This window comes from Nostoc sp., assembly GCF_036916575.1.
Taxonomy (GTDB): Bacteria; Cyanobacteriota; Cyanobacteriia; order Cyanobacteriales; family Nostocaceae; genus Nostoc.
The window spans coordinates 1-19049 of sequence record NZ_JBALGC010000014.1 but is presented as its reverse complement, the minus strand read 5'-3'; the positions used below and the strand labels follow the sequence as shown (position 1 = coordinate 19049).

The window sequence follows — 19049 nt, the reverse complement described above, 5'->3', positions numbered from 1 at the left end:
ATTAATAACAGTCAAAAATGCAGTTAGATTTCGTTCCTCAACCAAGCGGGTAGAGTTTTATTAGTATTTAATCTACTTTCCTATGTGGGATTATAATCTGGCTGATTCGATATATCTTTTGGGGGGCGATCGCTACTCCAAGCCCACCACACAGAACCACAGTGGCAATAGTAGAACTCTTGCCATTTGCGACGACGGTCTTCTGTAAGTACAGGCGATCGCCGATTTAGCCAAACTTTTTCAGCTTCCAGGCTACTTGAGCGGCAGCTAGGACAGCAAAATTCATAGGCATGTGTTGCCTTATTCGTCCATTCAGGGGGGAGGGAAGCAAAAGCGTCCATATCGTTAAAAATGTAATATCAATGGTTATCCAAAACTTTGAGGTTTTGAACTTGGGGGCAAACGAGTACCATAAAATCCCGCCACCCGATCAAACTGCTTAATCAATATTCTTATGCCTTTATCTGGTCTCACAAATCGCAATTTGCAGAGGTTTTCACTAATAGAACAGCCATTTAGAAAGACTGCCAGAGTATTTCACAAATCAAAGGTTAACACGAATGATAACTAAAATAGTTACCATGCAGATTATGGCTAATAATTAAATTTATGGAGCCAAATGTTGAAATTCGCCGTTTGTTAGATGTGATGCCTGCTTCTGGTCGGATGACGACAAAAATCGTTAGTAAGCCAGAGCAAGCAAAAGTGATTGATGCTTCCTTTCCCCAACCCTGGAATCAGGCGCGACCGATATATATTAATTTCGATTTGTGGCGTCGCTTGACAAAGCCACAACGAGACTTGCTGCTGTTGCAGATGGTTAGTTGGTTGACGGGAGTGAAGTGGTTTAAACCCGACATTTATCAAGGTGTGGTGCTGGCCGGGCTGTTAGGCGGATTATTGGAAGCAGCACAGTCAGATGTCGTGGGTGTAGCCGTAGCTGGGGGATTAAGTGCGATCGCTGCATTTCGCATCTGGCGCACTAATAAATCTCAAGAGTCAGAGTTAAATGCCGATGCAGCCGCAATTCGCATCGCACAGCGGCGCGGTTATTCAGAAGCACAAGCAGCGCAACATCTGTTATCTGCGATTGAAACGGTAGCCAAAATTGAAGGGCGTTCCAGTTTAAATTTTACTGAGTTGATTCGTTGCCAAAACTTACGAGCGATCGCAGGTTTATCACCAGTTGGTATCCCAGAAAGTTATGATAAGTAGAATAAATGTCACTGCTGCCCATCTGTAGCAACATTTAAAGTGAAAAGTTTTTATATGGGTTTTTGACAGCGAACAATTCAAAACCTTTAAATTTCAGATAAGTTTTGGTGTTGTCTATGCTTAATTTTTAGCATAATTTCTCGTTTTTTAGAACTACAGCAAGCTTTATAACATATAAGGCTTTACGCATTTAGCCCAAGGCTTCTAGCCTTTGGGCAACAAGATGCAAGAGATGAGCTTCAAACTAGCTGCAATGCATGAGGCTATTCTACACTGGAATAAGAGAATGTGTGTTTAACTTTAGATGTCATAAACTGGGAAGTTTTGTCATACCTTCTCGGTGTTGCTAATGAAGTGCTTACCTCGTGTGAGAAAACTTAACTTAAATTCTGTCAGTTACTAACGGAGTTGATAGGAATGGGTACTTTAATTTTTATTGGTTTGATAGCGGTTTACGGAGGCGGCGTTTTGAAGTTTTGGAATGGGTTTGGGCGGACTAATTTTAATCCAACTTTGACCAATCGCATTGGTTTAGCTTTGCTATGGCCAGCTTTGTTTATTACAAATCAATCCTATCGTCGAAACTTTAGAAAGGCGTTGAAGGGCTAGAGTTTACTATTAAGTCTAACGTCATCCGTTATTGAGGGTGGCATATATCTCAATATAATTTAACCCCCCAACCTCCCTTCCATACTAGGGAAGAGAGGTTGGGTTAGCTCCTTTTAGGAAGGAGAGGAGTTAGGGAGGGATAAGTTCGTTAACGGTTGGAAAGTATTTCGGCTGATGAATTTAGGAATTATTTGTGATTGGTTAATAGATGGATTGCTCCACCGACAGCTGCACCATCAATAGCATTGCCAAAGGTATGTCTACCATCACCAGTAACTGCGCCAGTCAATGCGCCAGCCCCTGCACCGACTCCAACATCTTGAACAGCGCTCCGGCGATTGTGATTGCGATACCGATGCTTTCTCAAACCATTTGCACCGTTGACGGCTGCCCCAGTGACACCACCTTTGGCAGCATTGCCTAATACACTACCATGTCCTCTAACAGCTCCTGTTACTACATTGGTAACAGCCCCAATACCTACATCTCTTAGTACTTGGTCATCAGCAGCAGCTGGTTTTGCCGGAACTAAGGTGACACCAGCTAAACTTGCAGCCATAAGGCTAGGTAGAAGTGTGCGCTTGAGGATATTATTCATTGTCTTACCTTCTCAAAACATCAAACAATTGGCTAAAAACCAAAGTTACTGGAGCCGGATAAAATTCTGATTTTTTCATCTGAACAACAGCAACTATTTATTGTTCGAGTACATATATATAATCGCATTCGCAAAGCCATAACTGCATCCACTGAAAGCATGAATATAAATTCAGTCTAGAGAAGGCCTTGCTGATTTCTTAAGCAATGCTGGGGATTACATATTGACAAAATAAATCAAATATGGACCAGAGATTTTTCGGTATGAAAGTTTTGTTTTTTCATTACTAGCAAAGGATTTCTAATGATCAACCGCATAGTGTTTACCCTATCTATCTAAAGATAGTTGCCAAAATAATTAAACTAACTTATAGGGGGTTAATATTTAATTCTCTTAGTTTAGCAGCCAAGCGTTCCGCTCGTGCTTCTGCTTGCTGCGATCGCTCCCATCCTGTTTGTAGCAAATTACCCTGATTATCCCACCAGCGCAGCCAGGGTAATTCTAGATTTTGATAGCGGCCTTGCCAAATTCCCAATTCTATACTTCTCGGTTCAACAGGATAATGTCCGCGTTCATTGGCAGGTATTAGCCGATATTCACCCTTGAGCAATTGATACACCTGAACACTGGCTTTCTTCACTTCATAAATGCCATAGAAGGGAACTCTAATTGCTTACTCATAAACCCAAAATTTACCTGTAATGGGTGTTTTATCTCGTTCTTGGGAACAAATAGTTTTGGAGGGAAAAGTAATGATATTAGATTTATATAGGCTTGGTAAATAAATCGCCCAAGATGCCAATAAATTATTCGACCACACACGGCATAGCGTTAAACATGATTTGGGAGAAACAGTTTTATGTGACAGCCATAATCGTGAGTGGAAAGTAAAGGTTCGCCGCACAGGTAATCGCGGACGCTACCTTAAAATCTATTCCTATCCAGATTACAAACAAAGGTTGAGAGCATCAGCAGATAAATACAAATCATATTTACAAATTACTTCTGATGAATGGGAGGTTTTTTATCGGACAGCAGAAGGACTAAAGGATTCTCGCGCTAGGGCTATTTTAGATAAGTTAGTAGGAATTTAGGACTAGAAACTGGGTTTTTTAGAAAAACCCAGTTTCTAAACACGAGTGTCATAAGGACAAATGTAAACTTAAGTAGAGACGAAGCTCTTATTTATAAGAATCTGCTGATAGCCAATTCTCCAAACTTAGTCCTTCAACTCGCAGCAAGTCATAGTCATTAGAAACCAGAATTAATCCGCGTGCGATCGCAGTTGCTGCTATGAATATATTTTGCTCTTAGATAGTTAGACTTCTGCGTTTTAAATCCACATGAACTTCGCAGGCTTTTTCAACAATTTCTATATCATCCAGAAATCAAACTTCATATTTACTATAAAACTGATTAAATTCAGCTAACTGCCTCGTAGCATTTGCATACAACAGTCCTCTTTTAAGTTCATAGTAAGTTATGCAACTGATAAAAACTTCTTCTCCTGAACGATTAACATCCCGTAGTTTACTGCCAATAGTTGCATTTCTCCTCAAAATGTAACTAACAATATTTGTATCTAGTAAATAAGTCACTTTGCCTATTTTCGCTTTACTGCTTCATCGTACATTTTGATTTGCTCTGGTGTCAAATCATTTAAGGTGCCAGAAACCGCCTCCAAGACAAGAATCTTATCAATTCTGCGTGTTAAATCATCATCTTTAATCGCTCGCATTTCTTCTGGTAAAAATTTACCAAATCGGTCTACCAGCATTTCAATCATTTCCCATTTTTTTAATTTCACCAAGTACAAGCTATTGCTTTTAAATAGGTTGTCTACAATTGGTGATATCCGATTGGTAAGTTCTTGATAATAGCTAGGAACTTCTTGCATAACTTCCTCCCAATATTTAACTAATTACCTAAATTATAAATAATCCTTCTCAGCGCTCCTCTGCGTAAAAAAAAGGTGGACAAGATGCCCACCCTATACAATTTCGAGAATATTCTGTTGCTATTAACCCAACAATTGTTTAGCCTTAGCTAACACATTATCAACGCTAAAGCCAAACTTCTCTAGACAAACACCGCCTGGAGCCGAAGCACCAAAGCGATCGATACTAACAGTATCGCCTTCAGTACCTATATACTTGTGCCAACCGAAACTGCCGCCAGCTTCTACAGACAAACGCTTAGTGACAGCTTTCGGCAAAATGGACTCTTTATAAGCCGCATCCTGTGCTTCAAACAGTTCCCATGAAGGTAGCGAGACAACACGAACTTTCTTACCTTCAGCCTTGAGTTTTTCGGCTGCGCTGACAGCGAGGCTCAGTTCTGAACCAGTGCCAATCAGAATTAGATCCGGTGTACCTTCGCTATCCACCACTGTGTATCCACCTTTCGCCACGCCCTCAACTGACGTACCTGCTAAGTTCGGGACATTTTGACGGGTGAATGCCAACAGAGACGGAGCGTTTTGCTTCGCTTTCTCGATCGCTATTTTATAAGCGCCAGAGGTTTCGTTACCGTCTGCGGGACGAAATACCGTTAAATTAGGAATGGCTCGCAAGGAAGCCAGAGTTTCAATGGGTTGGTGCGTGGGGCCATCTTCACCTTGTCCAATGGAATCGTGGGTCATCACCCAAATCACGCCAGCTTGGGAAAGCGCGGATAAGCGGATGGCAGCACGCATATAATCTGTGAAGATCAGGAAGGTAGCACCGTAGGGAATTAATCCCGAACTATGCAGCGCTATCCCATTACAGATTGCGCCCATACCATGTTCCCGCACCCCAAAGTGGATATTGGGGTTTTCGTAGTGCCCTTTTTGAAAGTCGCCTTTGCCCTTGACTTCGGTAAGGTTGGAGTGGGTCAAATCAGCCGAACCACCAATTAATTCAGGTAAAACCGTCGCTAGTTTGTTGAGGCAAGTTTCTGAGTGTTTACGGGTGGGCTGTCCTTTGTCTTCTGGGGTGTAAGTGGGTAGTACCTGATCCCAACCATCGGGCAGCTTGCTGCTTATGTAGCGTTCAAAGTCACCCGCTTCTTGAGCATACTTAGCTTTGTAGTCTGCAAAAGTCTTGTTCCATTCTTCTTCGTAACCTGCGCCACGTTCCACTGCTTTGCGCGTGTGGTTGAGAGCCTCTTCTGGGACTACGAAAGGCTCGTATTCCCAACCCAAATTTTTCCGAGTCAATGCTACTTCGTCTCCACCAAGGGCAGCACCGTGAACACCAGCGGTGTTTGCTTTATTGGGGGAACCGTAACCGATGGTGGTTGTCACCTTGATGAAAGAAGGCTTATCGGTAACAGCTTTGGCTGCTTCAATGGCCTTGGCGATCGCTTCTAAATCGGTATTGCCATCTTTGACGTGTTGGACGTGCCAACCGTATGCTTCAAAGCGCTTAGAAACATCTTCGGTGAATGCTATATCTGTGGAACCGTCGATAGAGATGTGGTTGTCGTCGTACAGAGCGATGAGTTTGCCTAATCCCAAGTGTCCTGCGTAAGAACAAGCTTCACCGGAAATTCCTTCCATGTTGCAACCGTCACCTAAAATTACGTAGGTGTAATGGTCAACAATCTTGGTATCGGGTTTGTTATATATAGCCGCAAGGTGTGCTTCAGCGATCGCTAAACCGACTCCATTGGCAATTCCTTGACCCAAGGGGCCAGTTGTGACTTCCACGCCTGGGGTCATGAAGTTTTCAGGGTGTCCAGGGGTTTTGGACTCCCATTGACGGAATTGCTTAATATCTTCAATGCTGACGCTATCATAGCCTGTCAGATAGAGCAGGGCGTACTGTAACATCGAGCCATGACCGGCAGACAAGACAAAGCGATCACGATTAAACCATTTGGGATTCTTGGGGTTAAACTTCAAAAAGCGATCCCAGAGGACAAAAGCCATCGGAGCCGCGCCCATCGGCAGTCCTGGATGTCCCGATTTTGCCTTTTCTACGGCGTCAACAGCCAAGAAGCGGATCGAGTTAATACAAAGTTCTTCGAGGGAAACTTCTTTGGGGGATTGGGTTGCAACAGTCATAATCTCTTGTTTTTAACGACGGGTTAGCACTCTTTGTAGCTTCTCTTGCTGGGGTTATTTTAGATTCCCCACAGTATCCTCATCATCCCACTCCCGCTTGTCGATGGACAAGCGGGATCTCCTGAGTTTGTGGTGATAAATCAAGCTGATAATTGGGTCATGTTGAACGCTTAAGTTATAGCGGAATGATATCTATCATACTTTTGGCACAGTCATCTCAAAAGAGCCGATTAGCAATAAAATGGGAAATTTTTAGACGTATTTCTTAAAGGCCAGTGTGACATTATGACCGCCAAACCCAAAAGAATTGGATATTGCTACCTCGACTTTTTGAGCGCGGCTAGAGTTAGGCACGTAATCTAAGTCACACTCTGGATCGGGATTTTCCAGATTGATTGTCGGTGGAATTTGGTCATTAGCGATCGCCAGTACTGTTGCGACTGCTTCAATACCTCCTGAACCGCCCAATAAATGACCTGTCATCGATTTGGTGGAGCTAATTGCCACCTTATAGGCATGTTCTCCCAAAGCTTTTTTGATTGCTGAGGTTTCAGTTGAATCATTAGCTGGGGTGCTAGTGCCGTGAGCATTAATATAGCTGATTTGTTCGGGAATTATACTGGCATCCTTGAGGGCTAGTTCTATCGCTCTAGCTGCTCCGAGTCCACCAGGGACGGGGGAGGTGATATGGTAGGCGTCACAGGTCATACCATAGCCGATCATTTCCGCATAAATGTGAGCGCCGCGACTGATGGCGTGTTGCAGTTCTTCTAGAATTAAAATTCCTGAACCTTCACCCAAGACAAATCCGTTGCGATCGCGGTCAAAGGGACGGCAAGCTTTAGTCGGGTGATCATTGCTAAAAGAGAGTGCCTTGCAGGCGGCGAACCCAGCCATCGACAATGGTGTAACAGCTGATTCCGTTCCCCCGCAAATCATCGCCTGGGCGTATCCCCCTTGAATGAGACGAAAAGCATCTCCTATGGCGTTGGAGCCAGCAGCGCAGGCAGTTACAGGACAGGAGTTTGGCCCTTTAGCACCCGTGTGAATTGCCGTTAATCCTGCGGCCATATTGGCGATCATCATCGGGATCATGAATGGACTACAGCGTTCGGGCCCACGGTTGAGGTAGATAGTTTGCTGGTCTTCTAATACCTTAATGCCACCAACGCCAGAACCGATCATGACACCCACCTGTTCTGCATTCAGGTCATTGATCACTAACTGCGCGTTAGATAGAGCCTGTTTTGCTGCCGAAACCCCAAATTGGGCAAATCGATCCATCCGCTTGGCCTCTTTGCGCTCCAAGTAATCATGTGGATCGAAGTTTTTCACCTCACCAGCAATGCGGCAATCATGGCGAGACGCATCAAAAAGTGTGATGTAGTCAATGCCATTGCGTCCACTCAATAATCCATTCCAATATTCTGTTGCTGTGTTACCTATAGGTGTAATCGCGCCAACACCAGTTACAACAACGCGTTTACGTGTATGATCTGTCATGATTCAGTTAAAAATGGCGAAAAAACGAAAAGTCGGGGCGCCGGCTTCCGGCGATCTGAACTTTTCAAGAAGCAGCAGGCAAAAAATTCGAGCTAGTGACTAGGTACTGGGTGAGCCAGCGTGGTCTTCTCTCTTTGGGAGAAGCTAACGCCTGCCGTAGGATGCCCGTTCGCCGCAAGGCGTCCCCTTAGGGAAGGGCTGTAGGGGGTTTCTACGCCACTTGCTTCTCCTGTTCAAAGACACTACGCCAACACTTGAGGTGACCCCTTTTCTACGTAGACGCTCCGCCTTGGCGTAGCCTCTCACGAATGGGAGAAGACCGCAGTGGCTGTCCATGATGACTAGGTGCGGGAAAAATTTTCCCAATCCTCAATCCCCAATCCCCAATCCCCAGTTAAGCTGATGCGGTAACTTTGTTATTGATGTAATCTACTGCGTCTTGAACCGATATAATCTGCTCGGCAGCTTCGTCGGGAATTTCGATATCAAATTCTTCTTCCAAAGCCATCACCAGTTCAACGGTATCCAAAGAATCTGCTCCTAGATCGTCCATAAACTTGGACTGGGGTGTGATTTCGATCTTGTCGTCAACACTCAATTGTTCGGCGACAATTTTCTTGACCTTATCAAAAAGTTGCGTTTGGCTCATAAATAATAAAAGTCCTTAACCAGTTGCGAGGATCTGCTCTTTAGAGGAGACATTGTTTTGAGCATATACATCTTATCGTCAAGCGCGATCGCCCGCATACTGCCAAGGGTTTTTCTGTTAGAAAACCTTTCTTCTAAAAAGAATGAGGTAAGTTTTCTCTTAACACTTGGGCAATGGAGCGGGCTACGCCATCGCCGATCCCGTGTAAATGCTTCAGTTTTCCAATTATTGCTAAAATTTTTTACAATGTCTCTATCAGTATTTACAGCCTTGCTAGCAATTAAGAATATGTAGATGCTGCGACTTTAAACCTAGATGGTAAAAGGGTCGCTGAACGTCAAACATCAGAACTTCGGTGCTAACAAGGGATGATAAAACAGTTATTGTTTAGAGCGATCGCTCTAACCCAAACATATTTCTATGCTATCTCACACCCTGAAATACGCTTACTTCCCTGGTTGTGTTGCCCAAGGGGCCTGTCGGGAACTTTACCAGTCAACTCAAGCGCTTACCCAAGCACTGGGTATTGAACTAGTTGAACTTAAAAAAGCTGCTTGTTGCGGTTCTGGCACATTTAAAGAAGATTCTCTACTACTGGAAGATACAGTTAACGCCAGAAATATTGCCCTAGCGGAAGAATTAAATCTGCCCTTACTTACCCATTGCAGCACTTGTCAAGGTGTTATCGGTCACGTCAACGAACACTTGAAAGAATGCCAGACTTCTAATCCTGCCTACATTCAACAGGTTAATGGCTTGCTGCATAAAGAAGGCTGTTCACCTTATCGCGGCAGTACCGACGTAAAACATCTTCTCTACGCCTTGGTAACAGATTATGGTTTAGAGGAAATTACCAAACGTGTCACCCGAAAGTTAACTGGATTAAAATGTGCGGCTTTTTATGGCTGTTATCTTCTCCGCGCCCAAAAATCTATGCCCTATGATGACCCCTTCCAACCGGAAGCGATGGAAAATATGTTTCGGGCAGTGGGTGCAACACCAATTTATTACCGAGGTCGGACGCAATGTTGTGGTTGGCCCCTTGCTAGCTATGCCACTACCCAATCTTTCAAGATGGCGGGGATGCATATTCAGGACGCCTTGACATCTGGTGCTGACTGTATAGTTACGCCTTGTCCTTTGTGCCACTTAAATTTAGATTCGCGTCAGCCAGAGGTAGAAAAGGTGATTGAACAGAAGCTAGGTTTACCAGTGTTGCATTTATCTCAGTTGGTTGCTTTGGCACTTGGAGTTAGTCCAAAAGAACTGGGTTTAGAACGCCACGTTGTCTCCACAAAATCAGTGTTAGAAAAATTAGGATTTTAGTTTCTCAACTGGACATTTCGAGTTCAGAGGCTCAACTTTCGAGTTCAAAGGTGCAACTTCCGAGTTCAAAGGCTCAACTTCCGAGTTCAAAGGTGCAACTTCCGAGTTCAAAGGTGCAACTTCCGAGTTCAAAGGTGCAACTTCCGAGTTCAAAGGTGCAACTTCCGAGTTCAAAGGCTCAACTTCCGAGTTCAAAGGCTCAACTTCCGAGTTCAAAGGTGCAACTTCCGAGTTCAAAGGTGCAACTTCCGAGTTCAAAGGCTCAACTTCCGAGTTCAGAGCTTGAATGTTGCTGTTTTTGTTTAAATATGAGACTGCCCAAGATCCCCGACTTATTGAATAAGTTGGGGAGCTAAATTTAGCTTAAGCTGCTATACTCAACCCAACTTTGACAATCACGTCATTGTAATCCTTATCGCCAAGATTAGGTAAATCCTCAAAGCCAAAAACATTATCGCCTAACAAACGAATATGGTCACTCTTGTCGGAATTAGCACCCAAGAAAGGGAAATAAACCGCTGGATCATTACTAGTATTACTATCTAGCAAAGCATCAGGTCTACCATTGACAATAATAAATGGGACAAAAATCCCCCCACCAGACAAAGAGCTAGTAGAAGTGGCGGTGGCTTGATTATTTACTGTTAAATTAATATCTGCAATTCGTTGATTCACAGCAGCTTGGACATAACCAGGTTGTCCAACCAGAAGATCAGCGACACCATCATTATTAGTGTCAATTCCCCCATTTGCATCAGTCACCCGATAAAAGCCCACAAAACTGTCATAGAATGCTTCTCGGTTAACAGTAAATGTCGCAGCTACAGTACCACTAATATCTGTTAAATCAATCACCTCACCTTCAAATTTATCTTGGAGATTTGTACCCAGGGGTGATGGATTATCTATAGCTTGAACATTCACTACTAAGTCATTAAATACACTAGTATTATTATTAGAACCATCCCGCCAACCCAAAGAGAAAGCACGATTTCCTAAACCTGTAATCTTTTGGCTGGAAGAATCAGAGAAGATGATATCCGAGGAACTTGCAGAACCAGCTTTCACAGCATCAAAAGTATTATTTTTGAGTAAAGCAAATCGGAATTTGTCATTGGTAGACAATTCTAGAGTCCGGGTGAGATTGTTACTATCAAAGCCATTAGGAATATTTGCAATAGCAGATAAAATTACTGCACTTCTAGCGATGGCTGCTTCAGTGTAACCTGTTGCACCAGGAGCAATACCGTCGATTGTGCCATTGTCATCATCAACAGTAAACACTGCCAATTCATTGACTAATTGAGAATTACGCCCTGTGAGAGTAACTTGCAATCTAACAGTAGGATTGGAACTACTGATTTGGAAAATATCATTGGTACTATCAATTAACTGTGTAACTTCTTGGAGTGCTGGGTTGACAGCCAAAGCAAACACATCATCCACAGAGGCGTTAGCCTGATCTTTAGCAGTGACTTTGATGTTGAAATTCCCATTAGTGGGAGGTGTGCCGGTGAAGGTGCGGCTGCTGGGGTCAAAACTTAACCAATTAGGTAAGGCAGTGTCATCTGCCAAAGTAGCGGTGTAAGTGAGATTTGTGCCATCCTCGACATCATTGAAAGTGTCGGCAGCAAAGGTGAAATTGAAAGCTGTGTCTTGAGTTGCACTTACGTCAGCTATGGCATTGGCAACTGTGGGAAGGGTGTTAGTAGTATTTAACAGCACACTCACGTTATTGCTGGCCTCGTTGGCAGTTACCAAGTCGAATTTGCCGTCGCCGTTGATGTCTTTTAATGCTACTGAAACAGGACCAGTGCCGACGCTGAAGGTGGTTTGAGAGCCAAAACTGCCAGTGCCATCCCCTAGCAGCACACTTACGTTGTTGCTGACGTAATTGGTAGTTACCAAGTCGAGTTTGCTGTCGCCGTTGATGTCTTTTAATGCTACTGAAACAGGACCAGTGCCGACGCTGAAGGTGGTTTGAGAGCCAAAACTGCCAGTGCCATCCCCTAACAGCACACTCACGTTGTTGCTGACGTAGTTGGCAGTTACCAAGTCGAGTTTGCTGTCGCCGTCGATGTCTTCCAATGCTACTGAAAGAGGCTCAGTGCCGACGCTGAAGAGGGTTTGAGAGCCAAAGCTGCCAGTGCCATTCCCTAACAGCACACTCATGTTGTTGCTGTCGTAGTTAGCAGTTACCAAGTCGAGTATGCCGTCGCCGTTGATGTCTTTTAATACTACTGAATAGGGAGCAGTACCGAGGTTGAAGGTAGTTTGAGAGCCAAAGCTGCCAGTGCCATCCCCTAGCAACACACTCACGTTGTTGCTTTTGTTGTTGGCAGTTACCAAGTCAAGGTTGCTGTCGCCGTTGATGTCTTCTAATGCTACTGAAACAGGACTAGTGCCGACGCTGAAGGGGGTTTGAGAGCTAAAGCCGCCAGTGCCATCCCCTAACAGCACACTTACGTTGTTGCTTTTGTTGTTGGCAGTTACCAAGTCGAGGTTGCTGTCGCCGTTGATGTCTTCTAATGCTACTGAAACAGGACCAGTGCCGACGCTGAAGGGGGTTTGAGAGCTAAAGCTGCCAGTGCCATTTCCTAGCAGCACACTCACGTTGTCGCTGTCGTAGTTAGCAGTTACCAAGTCGAGTATGCCGTCGCTGTTGATGTCTTCTAATGCTACTGATTCGGGAGCAGTGCCGACGCTGAAGGTGGTGGCAGGGCTAAAAGCCAATACTTGGAGGTATGCTTGTGTGACTGCGGCGGCTATAGCTAATGTTGTAGATATCTCCCCAATCTTGACTGCTAATTCCCAACTTCCCCCTTGTTGGCTACTGCCTACTTTCTGTGTGGAGGCGGCAATATTTGCCCCTGTGAGTTGGTGTAGTTGGTTTAAAAAGGTTTTTCCGGTTTCTCCTGCGGCTACTTCACATCCATAAATGAGGATTTCCCTGATTTGCCACTGTTGTAGTTGTTGTTGGTAGGTGTGGAGATTGTCTAAATTTAGTGTAATGTTACCTAGTTGGAAGCTACCAGGGCTACCATGCGTTATAAGTTGTAAGCTATCTACTGGTTGTTGAGCGAGTAGTTGACTAATTTGTGTAATCCCATCTTGGTGATTATCCAAAACTATGACTTGTGCTGCTGGCTCAATACCCTCCACTAGTAGTTGATAATCATTCACTGCTGAGTCGATGAGGACTAAGATTTTGTCGTGATTTTCTTGGCTTGGGAGTGGATTTGAATTTAATATTGCTGTAGCTGTCATAGTTGTTCACTGGTTTATGTTGTATTAGTAGATAACTGTGGTTTTTGTCACAGCACAAAACCACCTTATGCCCACGTAATAAAGGCAAGAGGTAATTCGTTCATGACTTAGGCAATAATTATGAAAAAATGTAGACGCAAAGGACAGTACTCATATGGAGAAGCAAGCTACGCAAAGCGTCTTATTGGCGCAGCCCAAGGTAGAGAAGAGAAAGAATAGGAGTTTTAAAGAGTTCTTACGTCAGTCCTATCGTTATTTTAAAAAAACCCTGTTTTTTCCAGAAATCGGGTTTCTAGACCCTAGTAAATTACTCGGTCATTTGTGTATCAAAGATTCTCATTGCTGGTTATAGCTTAATTATTTTTCAACGTCAATATAAAAAATAAGCAAATTTACTGACTATTCTTTAATTGTGTATAAAATATTTATCTTAAAGCAATAGCTTGTTGCTATTGAATCAATGGTTGAACTGAAGGCGGAGATTACTGATTTTAGTAAATTAATATGAGAATGTAGGCAATTATCTAAGTTGATGTGTAAGCGATGTCTCCAACGGGCTACGCCTACGTACTTTTAATTTCATTCTTCCGCCTAATCAAGTGCGAAAAGGCAAAAGTAAAAAGGCAAAAGAGAACTTATTAAGTCTTTCTTCTGTTTTTACTTTTACCTTTTAACTTACTAGCTTCTATTAATCATTGCTATTTTTGAATTTACGTTGCAATTGTTTTAGCGATTGATACATCTCTGGCAGGCGACCATAAACAGCAGATACCTTGAGATATAGTTTGTAAGGAAGGGCTGGAGTTCCGCAGACAATTTCTCCTGGTGCAACATCGTTGTGAATTCCAGTTTGAGCAGATGTCATCGCCCCATCTCCCATCTTCACTTGATTGACTATTCCTGTTTGTCCAGCCAAAATAACGCGATTTCCCAGTTTAACACCTCCCGCCATGCCAACCTGACCTGCGATCGCACAGCCAGAACCAATTTTGCAACCGTGACCTATTTGCACTAAGCTATCAATTACTGTATTGCGACCTACCCGTGTTTCTCCGACAGCTGGGCGGTCAATGCCACTGTTGCAGCCAACTTCTACGCCATCTTCTAAAACTGTATAGCCGGATTGTTCCATTTTGAACCAACCAGTCCGGGTAGGAACAAAACCAAAGCCTTCTGCACCGATGACAGCACCACTGTGAATGACGCAATCTGCACCGATGTGGGTGCGTTCATGGATGGTACAGTTGGCGTGTAAGGTGGTGCGATCGCCTATTTTAACATCTGGATAAATCACCACATTCGGATGAATAATTGCGCCATTGCCAATTTCTACCCCTTGTTGAATCACAGCATGGGGGCCAATATAAACATCGCTACCAACTTTTGCGGTGGAGTGAATCACAGCAGTGGGATGAATTTCTGGGGTAGGGCGATATGGTTGATAAAAAAGTGCGATCGCTTTGGCAAATAACAGTCGCGGATCTGGGGTTGCTAGCCAGGCAATACCGTTCTGCTGTGCAACCACCTGTAATTTTTCGTCCTGGGGCAAAATTAAAGCACTAGCATTGCTCTTGGCGATCAAAGACCCAAATTTTGCACCTTCTACGTAGCTGAGAGTACCGTTGCTAGCTTCATCAATGGCTGCTACACCTGTAATTTCTGGGTCATGGTCTGGGTTGCTAGTCAGGCTATGATTGGTGGCTGTGTCACCAAATTGGCTGAGGATTTCGCTGAATTTCATTGTTGGGTGTGTTCAAATATTGATCTACAAAGGATGGTAGCTTTATTTTTGTCGCTTTGTACTAACCAGGTAATTAATAATTAAGATAGAGATTATTTATCCTCTAGAAACTTCAAGCTTTTGAAATGATTAATAATATAGAAGAATTAAGAGAGCGCTTGTTTACTAGTGGAATAGTAACAAATGAGCAAGAGCTACAAGGATGTACCTCAAAGGAAATTGCATACATTGAAAGTAAATATGGAGTTTTACCAAGGACTTACAAGGAAATCTTAGGTTTACTTGGGCATAGTGCTGGGAAGCTTGTTAGAGGTTCGGAATTTGAGTTTTACTTTGATCGACTTATTAAAATGAATGAGTGGCAGCGAGAAAGTCTCCTTGAGTCCATTGCTGAAGGAGACGAATGTACAACCTTGCCTAATAATGCTTTCTGTATCTGTGCTTTACATGGAGATCCGTGGTTTATTATTGCCGATGGACAAGATGACTCTTCTGTTTATTTTCTACATGACGATTGCATAACAATCCAAGAGTGTAGTAAATCTGTGATGGATTGGATAGAGGGATTTGTAGAAGGAGCTGAATATTTGATAAAAAGAGAAGTAAGATAAAATTTTAAAGTCATCTTTCTGATAATAAACTTTAACGATAATCCTTAGAGTAATCTGCTAAATTAATTTTTATAAGTTCGTAGTAAAGACTCAAGTGCTTACTACGAACTCTCTTAAGCTATCTCGCTAGTCGCCATTGCTATCCCTGCTAAATACCCAGTTGTCCAAGCACTTTGGAAGTTAAACCCACCGGTAACGCCATCAATATCTAAGATTTCTCCAGCAAAATAAAGACCAGGAACTAACCTACTTTCCATCGTCTTGAAGTTGACTTCTTTGAGATTGACACCGCCACAGGTAACAAATTCTTCTTTGAAGGCTCCTTTACCGTTAGTTAAGTATTGTCCCTGAGTAAGTTCTTGCAGCAGTTGATTTAAGGTTTTACTAGATATTCCTGCCCAACGGTCTTCTGTGGTAATGCCTGCACGGGCGATGATATATTGCCAGAGACGATGGGGTAGATCAACGCCGCGATGCAATGCGATCGCTTTCTTTCCCCATTCATCCTTAACTGCTAAAACTTTTTCTCGCACTTGTTCTTGTTGCAAATGGGGTAGCCAATTAATCAATAATCTGGTTTGATAGTGGCTTTCGTGCAGAAATCTTGCACCCCAAGCAGAAAGCTTTAGAACAGCGGGGCCACTCAAACCCCAGTGGGTAATTAGCAATGGCCCAGTTTGTTGTAATTGGGATTTTCCGCCCGTAGATAACCGCAATTGGGCAGAGTTAACGCTAACTCCAGCCAGTTCCCGCAGCTTTTGATCAAGAATGTTGAAGGTAAATAACGAGGGTACTGGCGGTTCAATTTGATGACCTAACTCTTGGACAATTTTATAACCCGCAAGGCTGCTGCCGGTCGCAAGAAGTAGGCGATCGCATTGAATCGTCTCTCCCGACTTCAGAAGAATATCAAACCCTCCATCTGCTGCGGTCACTGAAGTTACAGGTGTACCGATACGGAGTTTTACCCCAGATGTTGCCACCGCTTTAATCAGACATTCCACAATGGTTTCTGAAGTATTGGTGACGGGAAACATCCGGCCATCAGCTTCAGTGTTTAGATAGACTCCGTGAGCAGCAAACCAAGCTACTGTATCTTCAGGCCCAAAACGAGTCAAAGCACCCCGCAAAGCTTTTGCACCTCTGGGGTAATTTTGGACTAACTCCTCCGGCTCAAAGCAAGCGTGAGTAACGTTGCAGCGTCCACCACCAGAAATTAGCACTTTCGCTAGGGGTTGGCGACTGGCTTCGAGTAAAGTAACTTGGGCATTAGGATTGGCTTTAGCACAAGCGATCGCGCTAAAAAATCCCGCTGCCCCACCCCCAAGAACTACGATTCGTAACGGTAGCAAGTTCTAAAATTTCTCAATAGCATGTACTTTACTAGGCTAGCGGTTATCTTCACTCTTCAACTAGTTCAAATTGGTCTTTTGTGGCACCGCAAACTGGACATGACCAATCATCTGATATATCTTCAAAAGCTGTTCCCGGTGCTATACCGCTATCTGGATCGCCTTGTTCTGGGTCATATTCATAGGCGCAAACAGTACATATATACTTTGCCATGTTTGTTTCCCCTAGTAAATTATTGGGATTGCTTCACTATTACAGGACTTACGCAAAAAGGCATTGAAAGCCTTGATTTACCGTAGGGGCAATTCATGTAGACGCTGCATCGGCTTCCCGTAGGGTATTGCCCCTAGATTTCGTACTTTATGCGTAAGTCCTATATTAAATACTTTTGGCAGTGAGTCAAAATAGGCACGCTACAATTCTTAAACGAAACTACGGCATGAAAATCAAATCGCTTCGCGGAGTCATTAGTCCAGGAGAAATCACGTTCCTTGTCGGCGTGGCTTGAATTAGCCCGTAATCATTAGTTTTTTTCGCCCAGGAGGGGCGAGGTATGTACGAAAAACTCTTGTATCTTTGACTAATGACTAATGACTATTTCATAAATCAGATTAAATACGCCACCATCTCCTTTGGGCGTAACTGATAATCGCGATCGCGATCGCCCCTAGTAATAGTAGCCAAATTATTCCACCTGGAATAAAAGTGAGAATACCAAAGCCTCTCAGTACCCAGATGGCGACACTAATGCCAAGAAGGATACCAAAAATCTGGATTAATCTACGATTTAAAGAAGATTGACTCACCTACTTTTCCTCTCAACTCAACAGACATTACACTTGATATTGACAAGAAGATATGAAATTATGATGAAGTTGCAGTTTCATCAGAAATAACACCTAAAAATTGAGATATGCTAATCACTATAAGTCTACTTTTGCGAACTTACTTTGGATAGCGGCTACTTTTAAATGTTGGGATAAGGTGCTTGATATTAGGTCGTGTTTGTGCCATTCTAGCTATTAACAACATAGTTTTTCATCTAGAAGTATTCTTTTGATAAACTTCACTTAAGTACTAATTGTGTTAATTGTGATAAAAAATACATTTTTTACAGTAAAGTGAGTGAAATAATTACTAAAAAATCATTGTTTCAGGAAAAGATAGGTATTAGACTAAAACTAAAATTTAATGGGTTGGATATAAATCAAGTTTTATGACTTGTAATTTCAACTGCATTTAGGTGGATGAGTTGAGGAGTAGGTGAAATCATTATGTCTGCATCTTATATATCAGACTCAATTATTGCAGGTTCAGATATGGCTTGGAGTCAAGACAAGCAAAGATTACTGGTACAGGGTGAAATTTTGGTAGAAACGCGATCGCACAAGACGTGGGGTGGCGCTGTAACAGCCTGGATGTATTTGCCGATGGTGCGATCGCAAGTCTGGCAGCAATTAACTGATTATCCCCGGTGGGTGCAATATTTTCCTGATATCACTAAAAGCGAAGTGATATACAGAGATGAAGTGAAACATCTGTATCAAGCAGCACAAAAAGCCTTTTTCTTTTTCACCGCTCAAGTTGAAATTTACCTCAACGTCATGGAAGTGTTGGGGCAGCAAATTCAATTTCGCATGGAAAAAGGAACTTTTGAGGACTTTCATGCCAATTTAGAACTCAAGGATTGCGGTAACGGCACAATGCTTGCTTATACTGTGCAAGCTACACCTCTTATTCCAATTCCATCAATTTTCATTCAACAAGCAATGAACTTTGAGTTGCCTGCAAATATGCGTAAAATGCGACAAGTGCTTTGTAAGAGTCAATAAGACTGCTATTAAATTTGTGACAAGTTTCACAAAAAACGCAAAGACGCATTTGTTCAACTTTGCGTCTTTGCGTGAGATAATCCTGAATTGACCTTGAACGAAAGTTCAAGTTTCTCTCCAACTCAAAGAGGGACACTTTTGCGTAGTAAAACCTTTTAGAAATTTCTTTATTACAGTTATTTTCAGGTAAATAGACCAAGCAGTAGGGGCACAGCAATGCTCATTGGTGTCAACTTAAGAAAAAATCTGCTTTGAGAGGACGTTTTGCCCTCATCCCCTAACCCCTTCTCCCAACTT

18 protein-coding genes and 2 pseudogenes are annotated in these 19049 nt (G+C 43.1%); 6 read left to right on the top strand and 14 right to left on the bottom strand.

The features are described 5' to 3' along the window. Window positions 1-80: 80 nt before the first annotated feature. Window positions 81-341 carry a hypothetical protein gene (locus V7L29_RS04555; RefSeq protein WP_334688834.1) on the bottom strand — a complete coding sequence of 87 codons (261 nt, stop codon included), beginning with the start codon at window positions 339-341 and terminating at the stop codon, window positions 81-83. Window positions 342-609: 268 nt separating this feature from the next. On the opposite strand from V7L29_RS04555, the gene V7L29_RS04550 reads away from it, so the two are divergent. Together V7L29_RS04550 and V7L29_RS04545 are read left to right on the top strand one after the other, a co-directional pair. Then, window positions 610-1215, top strand: coding sequence for a DUF3318 domain-containing protein (locus tag V7L29_RS04550; protein WP_334734672.1), 606 nt, complete (start codon window positions 610-612; stop codon window positions 1213-1215). 417 nt (window positions 1216-1632) lie between these two features. Beyond that, the gene (locus V7L29_RS04545; RefSeq protein ID WP_334688836.1) at window positions 1633-1824 is read left to right on the top strand and encodes a hypothetical protein; all 192 of its coding nucleotides are present in this window, start codon (window positions 1633-1635) and stop codon (window positions 1822-1824) included. 187 nt (window positions 1825-2011) lie between these two features. Here V7L29_RS04545 and V7L29_RS04540 read toward each other — a convergent pair whose 3' ends face one another. Both V7L29_RS04540 and V7L29_RS04535 read right to left on the bottom strand, forming a co-directional pair. After that, complete coding sequence (locus V7L29_RS04540) at window positions 2012-2422, bottom strand: hypothetical protein (protein ID WP_334688837.1); 411 nt, start codon at window positions 2420-2422, stop codon at window positions 2012-2014. Window positions 2423-2789: 367 nt separating this feature from the next. Next, window positions 2790-3149, bottom strand: a pseudogene (locus V7L29_RS04535) (Uma2 family endonuclease); the annotation flags it as partial. Between the two features lie 115 nt (window positions 3150-3264). Here V7L29_RS04535 and V7L29_RS04530 point away from each other — a divergent pair. Next, on the top strand, window positions 3265-3516 hold the full coding sequence (locus tag V7L29_RS04530; protein WP_334734671.1) for a hypothetical protein: 252 nt from the start codon (window positions 3265-3267) through the stop codon (window positions 3514-3516). A gap of 87 nt (window positions 3517-3603) precedes the next feature. Here V7L29_RS04530 and V7L29_RS04525 read toward each other — a convergent pair. From V7L29_RS04525 to acpP, 5 genes and pseudogenes are all read right to left on the bottom strand, one after another. Next, window positions 3604-4020, bottom strand: a pseudogene (locus V7L29_RS04525) (PIN domain-containing protein). 5 nt (window positions 4021-4025) lie between these two features. Continuing rightward, on the bottom strand, window positions 4026-4319 hold the full coding sequence (locus V7L29_RS04520) for a hypothetical protein (RefSeq protein ID WP_334734670.1): 294 nt from the start codon (window positions 4317-4319) through the stop codon (window positions 4026-4028). A 123-nt stretch (window positions 4320-4442) separates the two neighbouring features. Next, window positions 4443-6470 (bottom strand): transketolase, encoded by a 2028-nt coding sequence (gene tkt / locus V7L29_RS04515; RefSeq protein ID WP_334691600.1) that lies wholly within the window; start codon window positions 6468-6470, stop codon window positions 4443-4445. A gap of 252 nt (window positions 6471-6722) precedes the next feature. Further along, window positions 6723-7973, bottom strand: a complete 1251-nt coding sequence (fabF, locus tag V7L29_RS04510) for a beta-ketoacyl-ACP synthase II (RefSeq protein WP_334691601.1) — start codon at window positions 7971-7973, stop codon at window positions 6723-6725. Between the two features lie 394 nt (window positions 7974-8367). After that, the gene (gene acpP / locus V7L29_RS04505) at window positions 8368-8622 is read right to left on the bottom strand and encodes an acyl carrier protein (RefSeq protein ID WP_334691602.1); all 255 of its coding nucleotides are present in this window, start codon (window positions 8620-8622) and stop codon (window positions 8368-8370) included. Between the two features lie 420 nt (window positions 8623-9042). On the opposite strand from acpP, the gene V7L29_RS04500 reads away from it, so the two are divergent. After that, window positions 9043-9948 (top strand): CoB--CoM heterodisulfide reductase iron-sulfur subunit B family protein, encoded by a 906-nt coding sequence (locus V7L29_RS04500; protein ID WP_334734669.1) that lies wholly within the window; start codon window positions 9043-9045, stop codon window positions 9946-9948. Here the strand turns inward: V7L29_RS04500 and V7L29_RS04495 are convergent. From V7L29_RS04495 to lpxD, 3 genes are all read right to left on the bottom strand, one after another. Then, on the bottom strand, window positions 9937-10206 hold the full coding sequence (locus V7L29_RS04495; RefSeq protein ID WP_334734668.1) for a hypothetical protein: 270 nt from the start codon (window positions 10204-10206) through the stop codon (window positions 9937-9939). The genes V7L29_RS04500 and V7L29_RS04495 overlap by 12 nt on opposite strands. Before the next feature lie 105 nt (window positions 10207-10311). After that, window positions 10312-13215, bottom strand: a complete 2904-nt coding sequence (locus V7L29_RS04490) for an FG-GAP-like repeat-containing protein (RefSeq protein ID WP_334734667.1) — start codon at window positions 13213-13215, stop codon at window positions 10312-10314. A 688-nt stretch (window positions 13216-13903) separates the two neighbouring features. Then, entirely contained in the window at window positions 13904-14956 is a 1053-nt protein-coding gene (gene lpxD, locus V7L29_RS04485; protein ID WP_334734666.1) for a UDP-3-O-(3-hydroxymyristoyl)glucosamine N-acyltransferase, read from the bottom strand. Between the two features lie 125 nt (window positions 14957-15081). Between lpxD and V7L29_RS04480 the strand changes: the two genes are divergently transcribed. Continuing rightward, window positions 15082-15567: an SMI1/KNR4 family protein gene (locus V7L29_RS04480; RefSeq protein ID WP_334734665.1), complete on the top strand. Its 486-nt coding sequence runs from the start codon at window positions 15082-15084 to the stop codon at window positions 15565-15567. 113 nt (window positions 15568-15680) lie between these two features. Here the strand turns inward: V7L29_RS04480 and V7L29_RS04475 are convergent, their stop codons facing one another. The 3 genes from V7L29_RS04475 to V7L29_RS04465 form a co-directional block, all read right to left on the bottom strand. Next, window positions 15681-16919, bottom strand: coding sequence for an NAD(P)/FAD-dependent oxidoreductase (locus tag V7L29_RS04475; RefSeq protein ID WP_334734664.1), 1239 nt, complete (start codon window positions 16917-16919; stop codon window positions 15681-15683). Between the two features lie 49 nt (window positions 16920-16968). Next, window positions 16969-17133 (bottom strand): rubredoxin, encoded by a 165-nt coding sequence (gene rd / locus V7L29_RS04470; protein WP_334692268.1) that lies wholly within the window; start codon window positions 17131-17133, stop codon window positions 16969-16971. Window positions 17134-17531: 398 nt separating this feature from the next. Further along, window positions 17532-17726: a hypothetical protein gene (locus V7L29_RS04465; protein ID WP_334692269.1), complete on the bottom strand. Its 195-nt coding sequence runs from the start codon at window positions 17724-17726 to the stop codon at window positions 17532-17534. Between the two features lie 468 nt (window positions 17727-18194). On the opposite strand from V7L29_RS04465, the gene V7L29_RS04460 reads away from it, so the two are divergent. Continuing rightward, window positions 18195-18752, top strand: coding sequence for an SRPBCC family protein (locus V7L29_RS04460; protein ID WP_334734663.1), 558 nt, complete (start codon window positions 18195-18197; stop codon window positions 18750-18752). The last annotated feature ends 297 nt before the right edge of the window (window positions 18753-19049 follow it).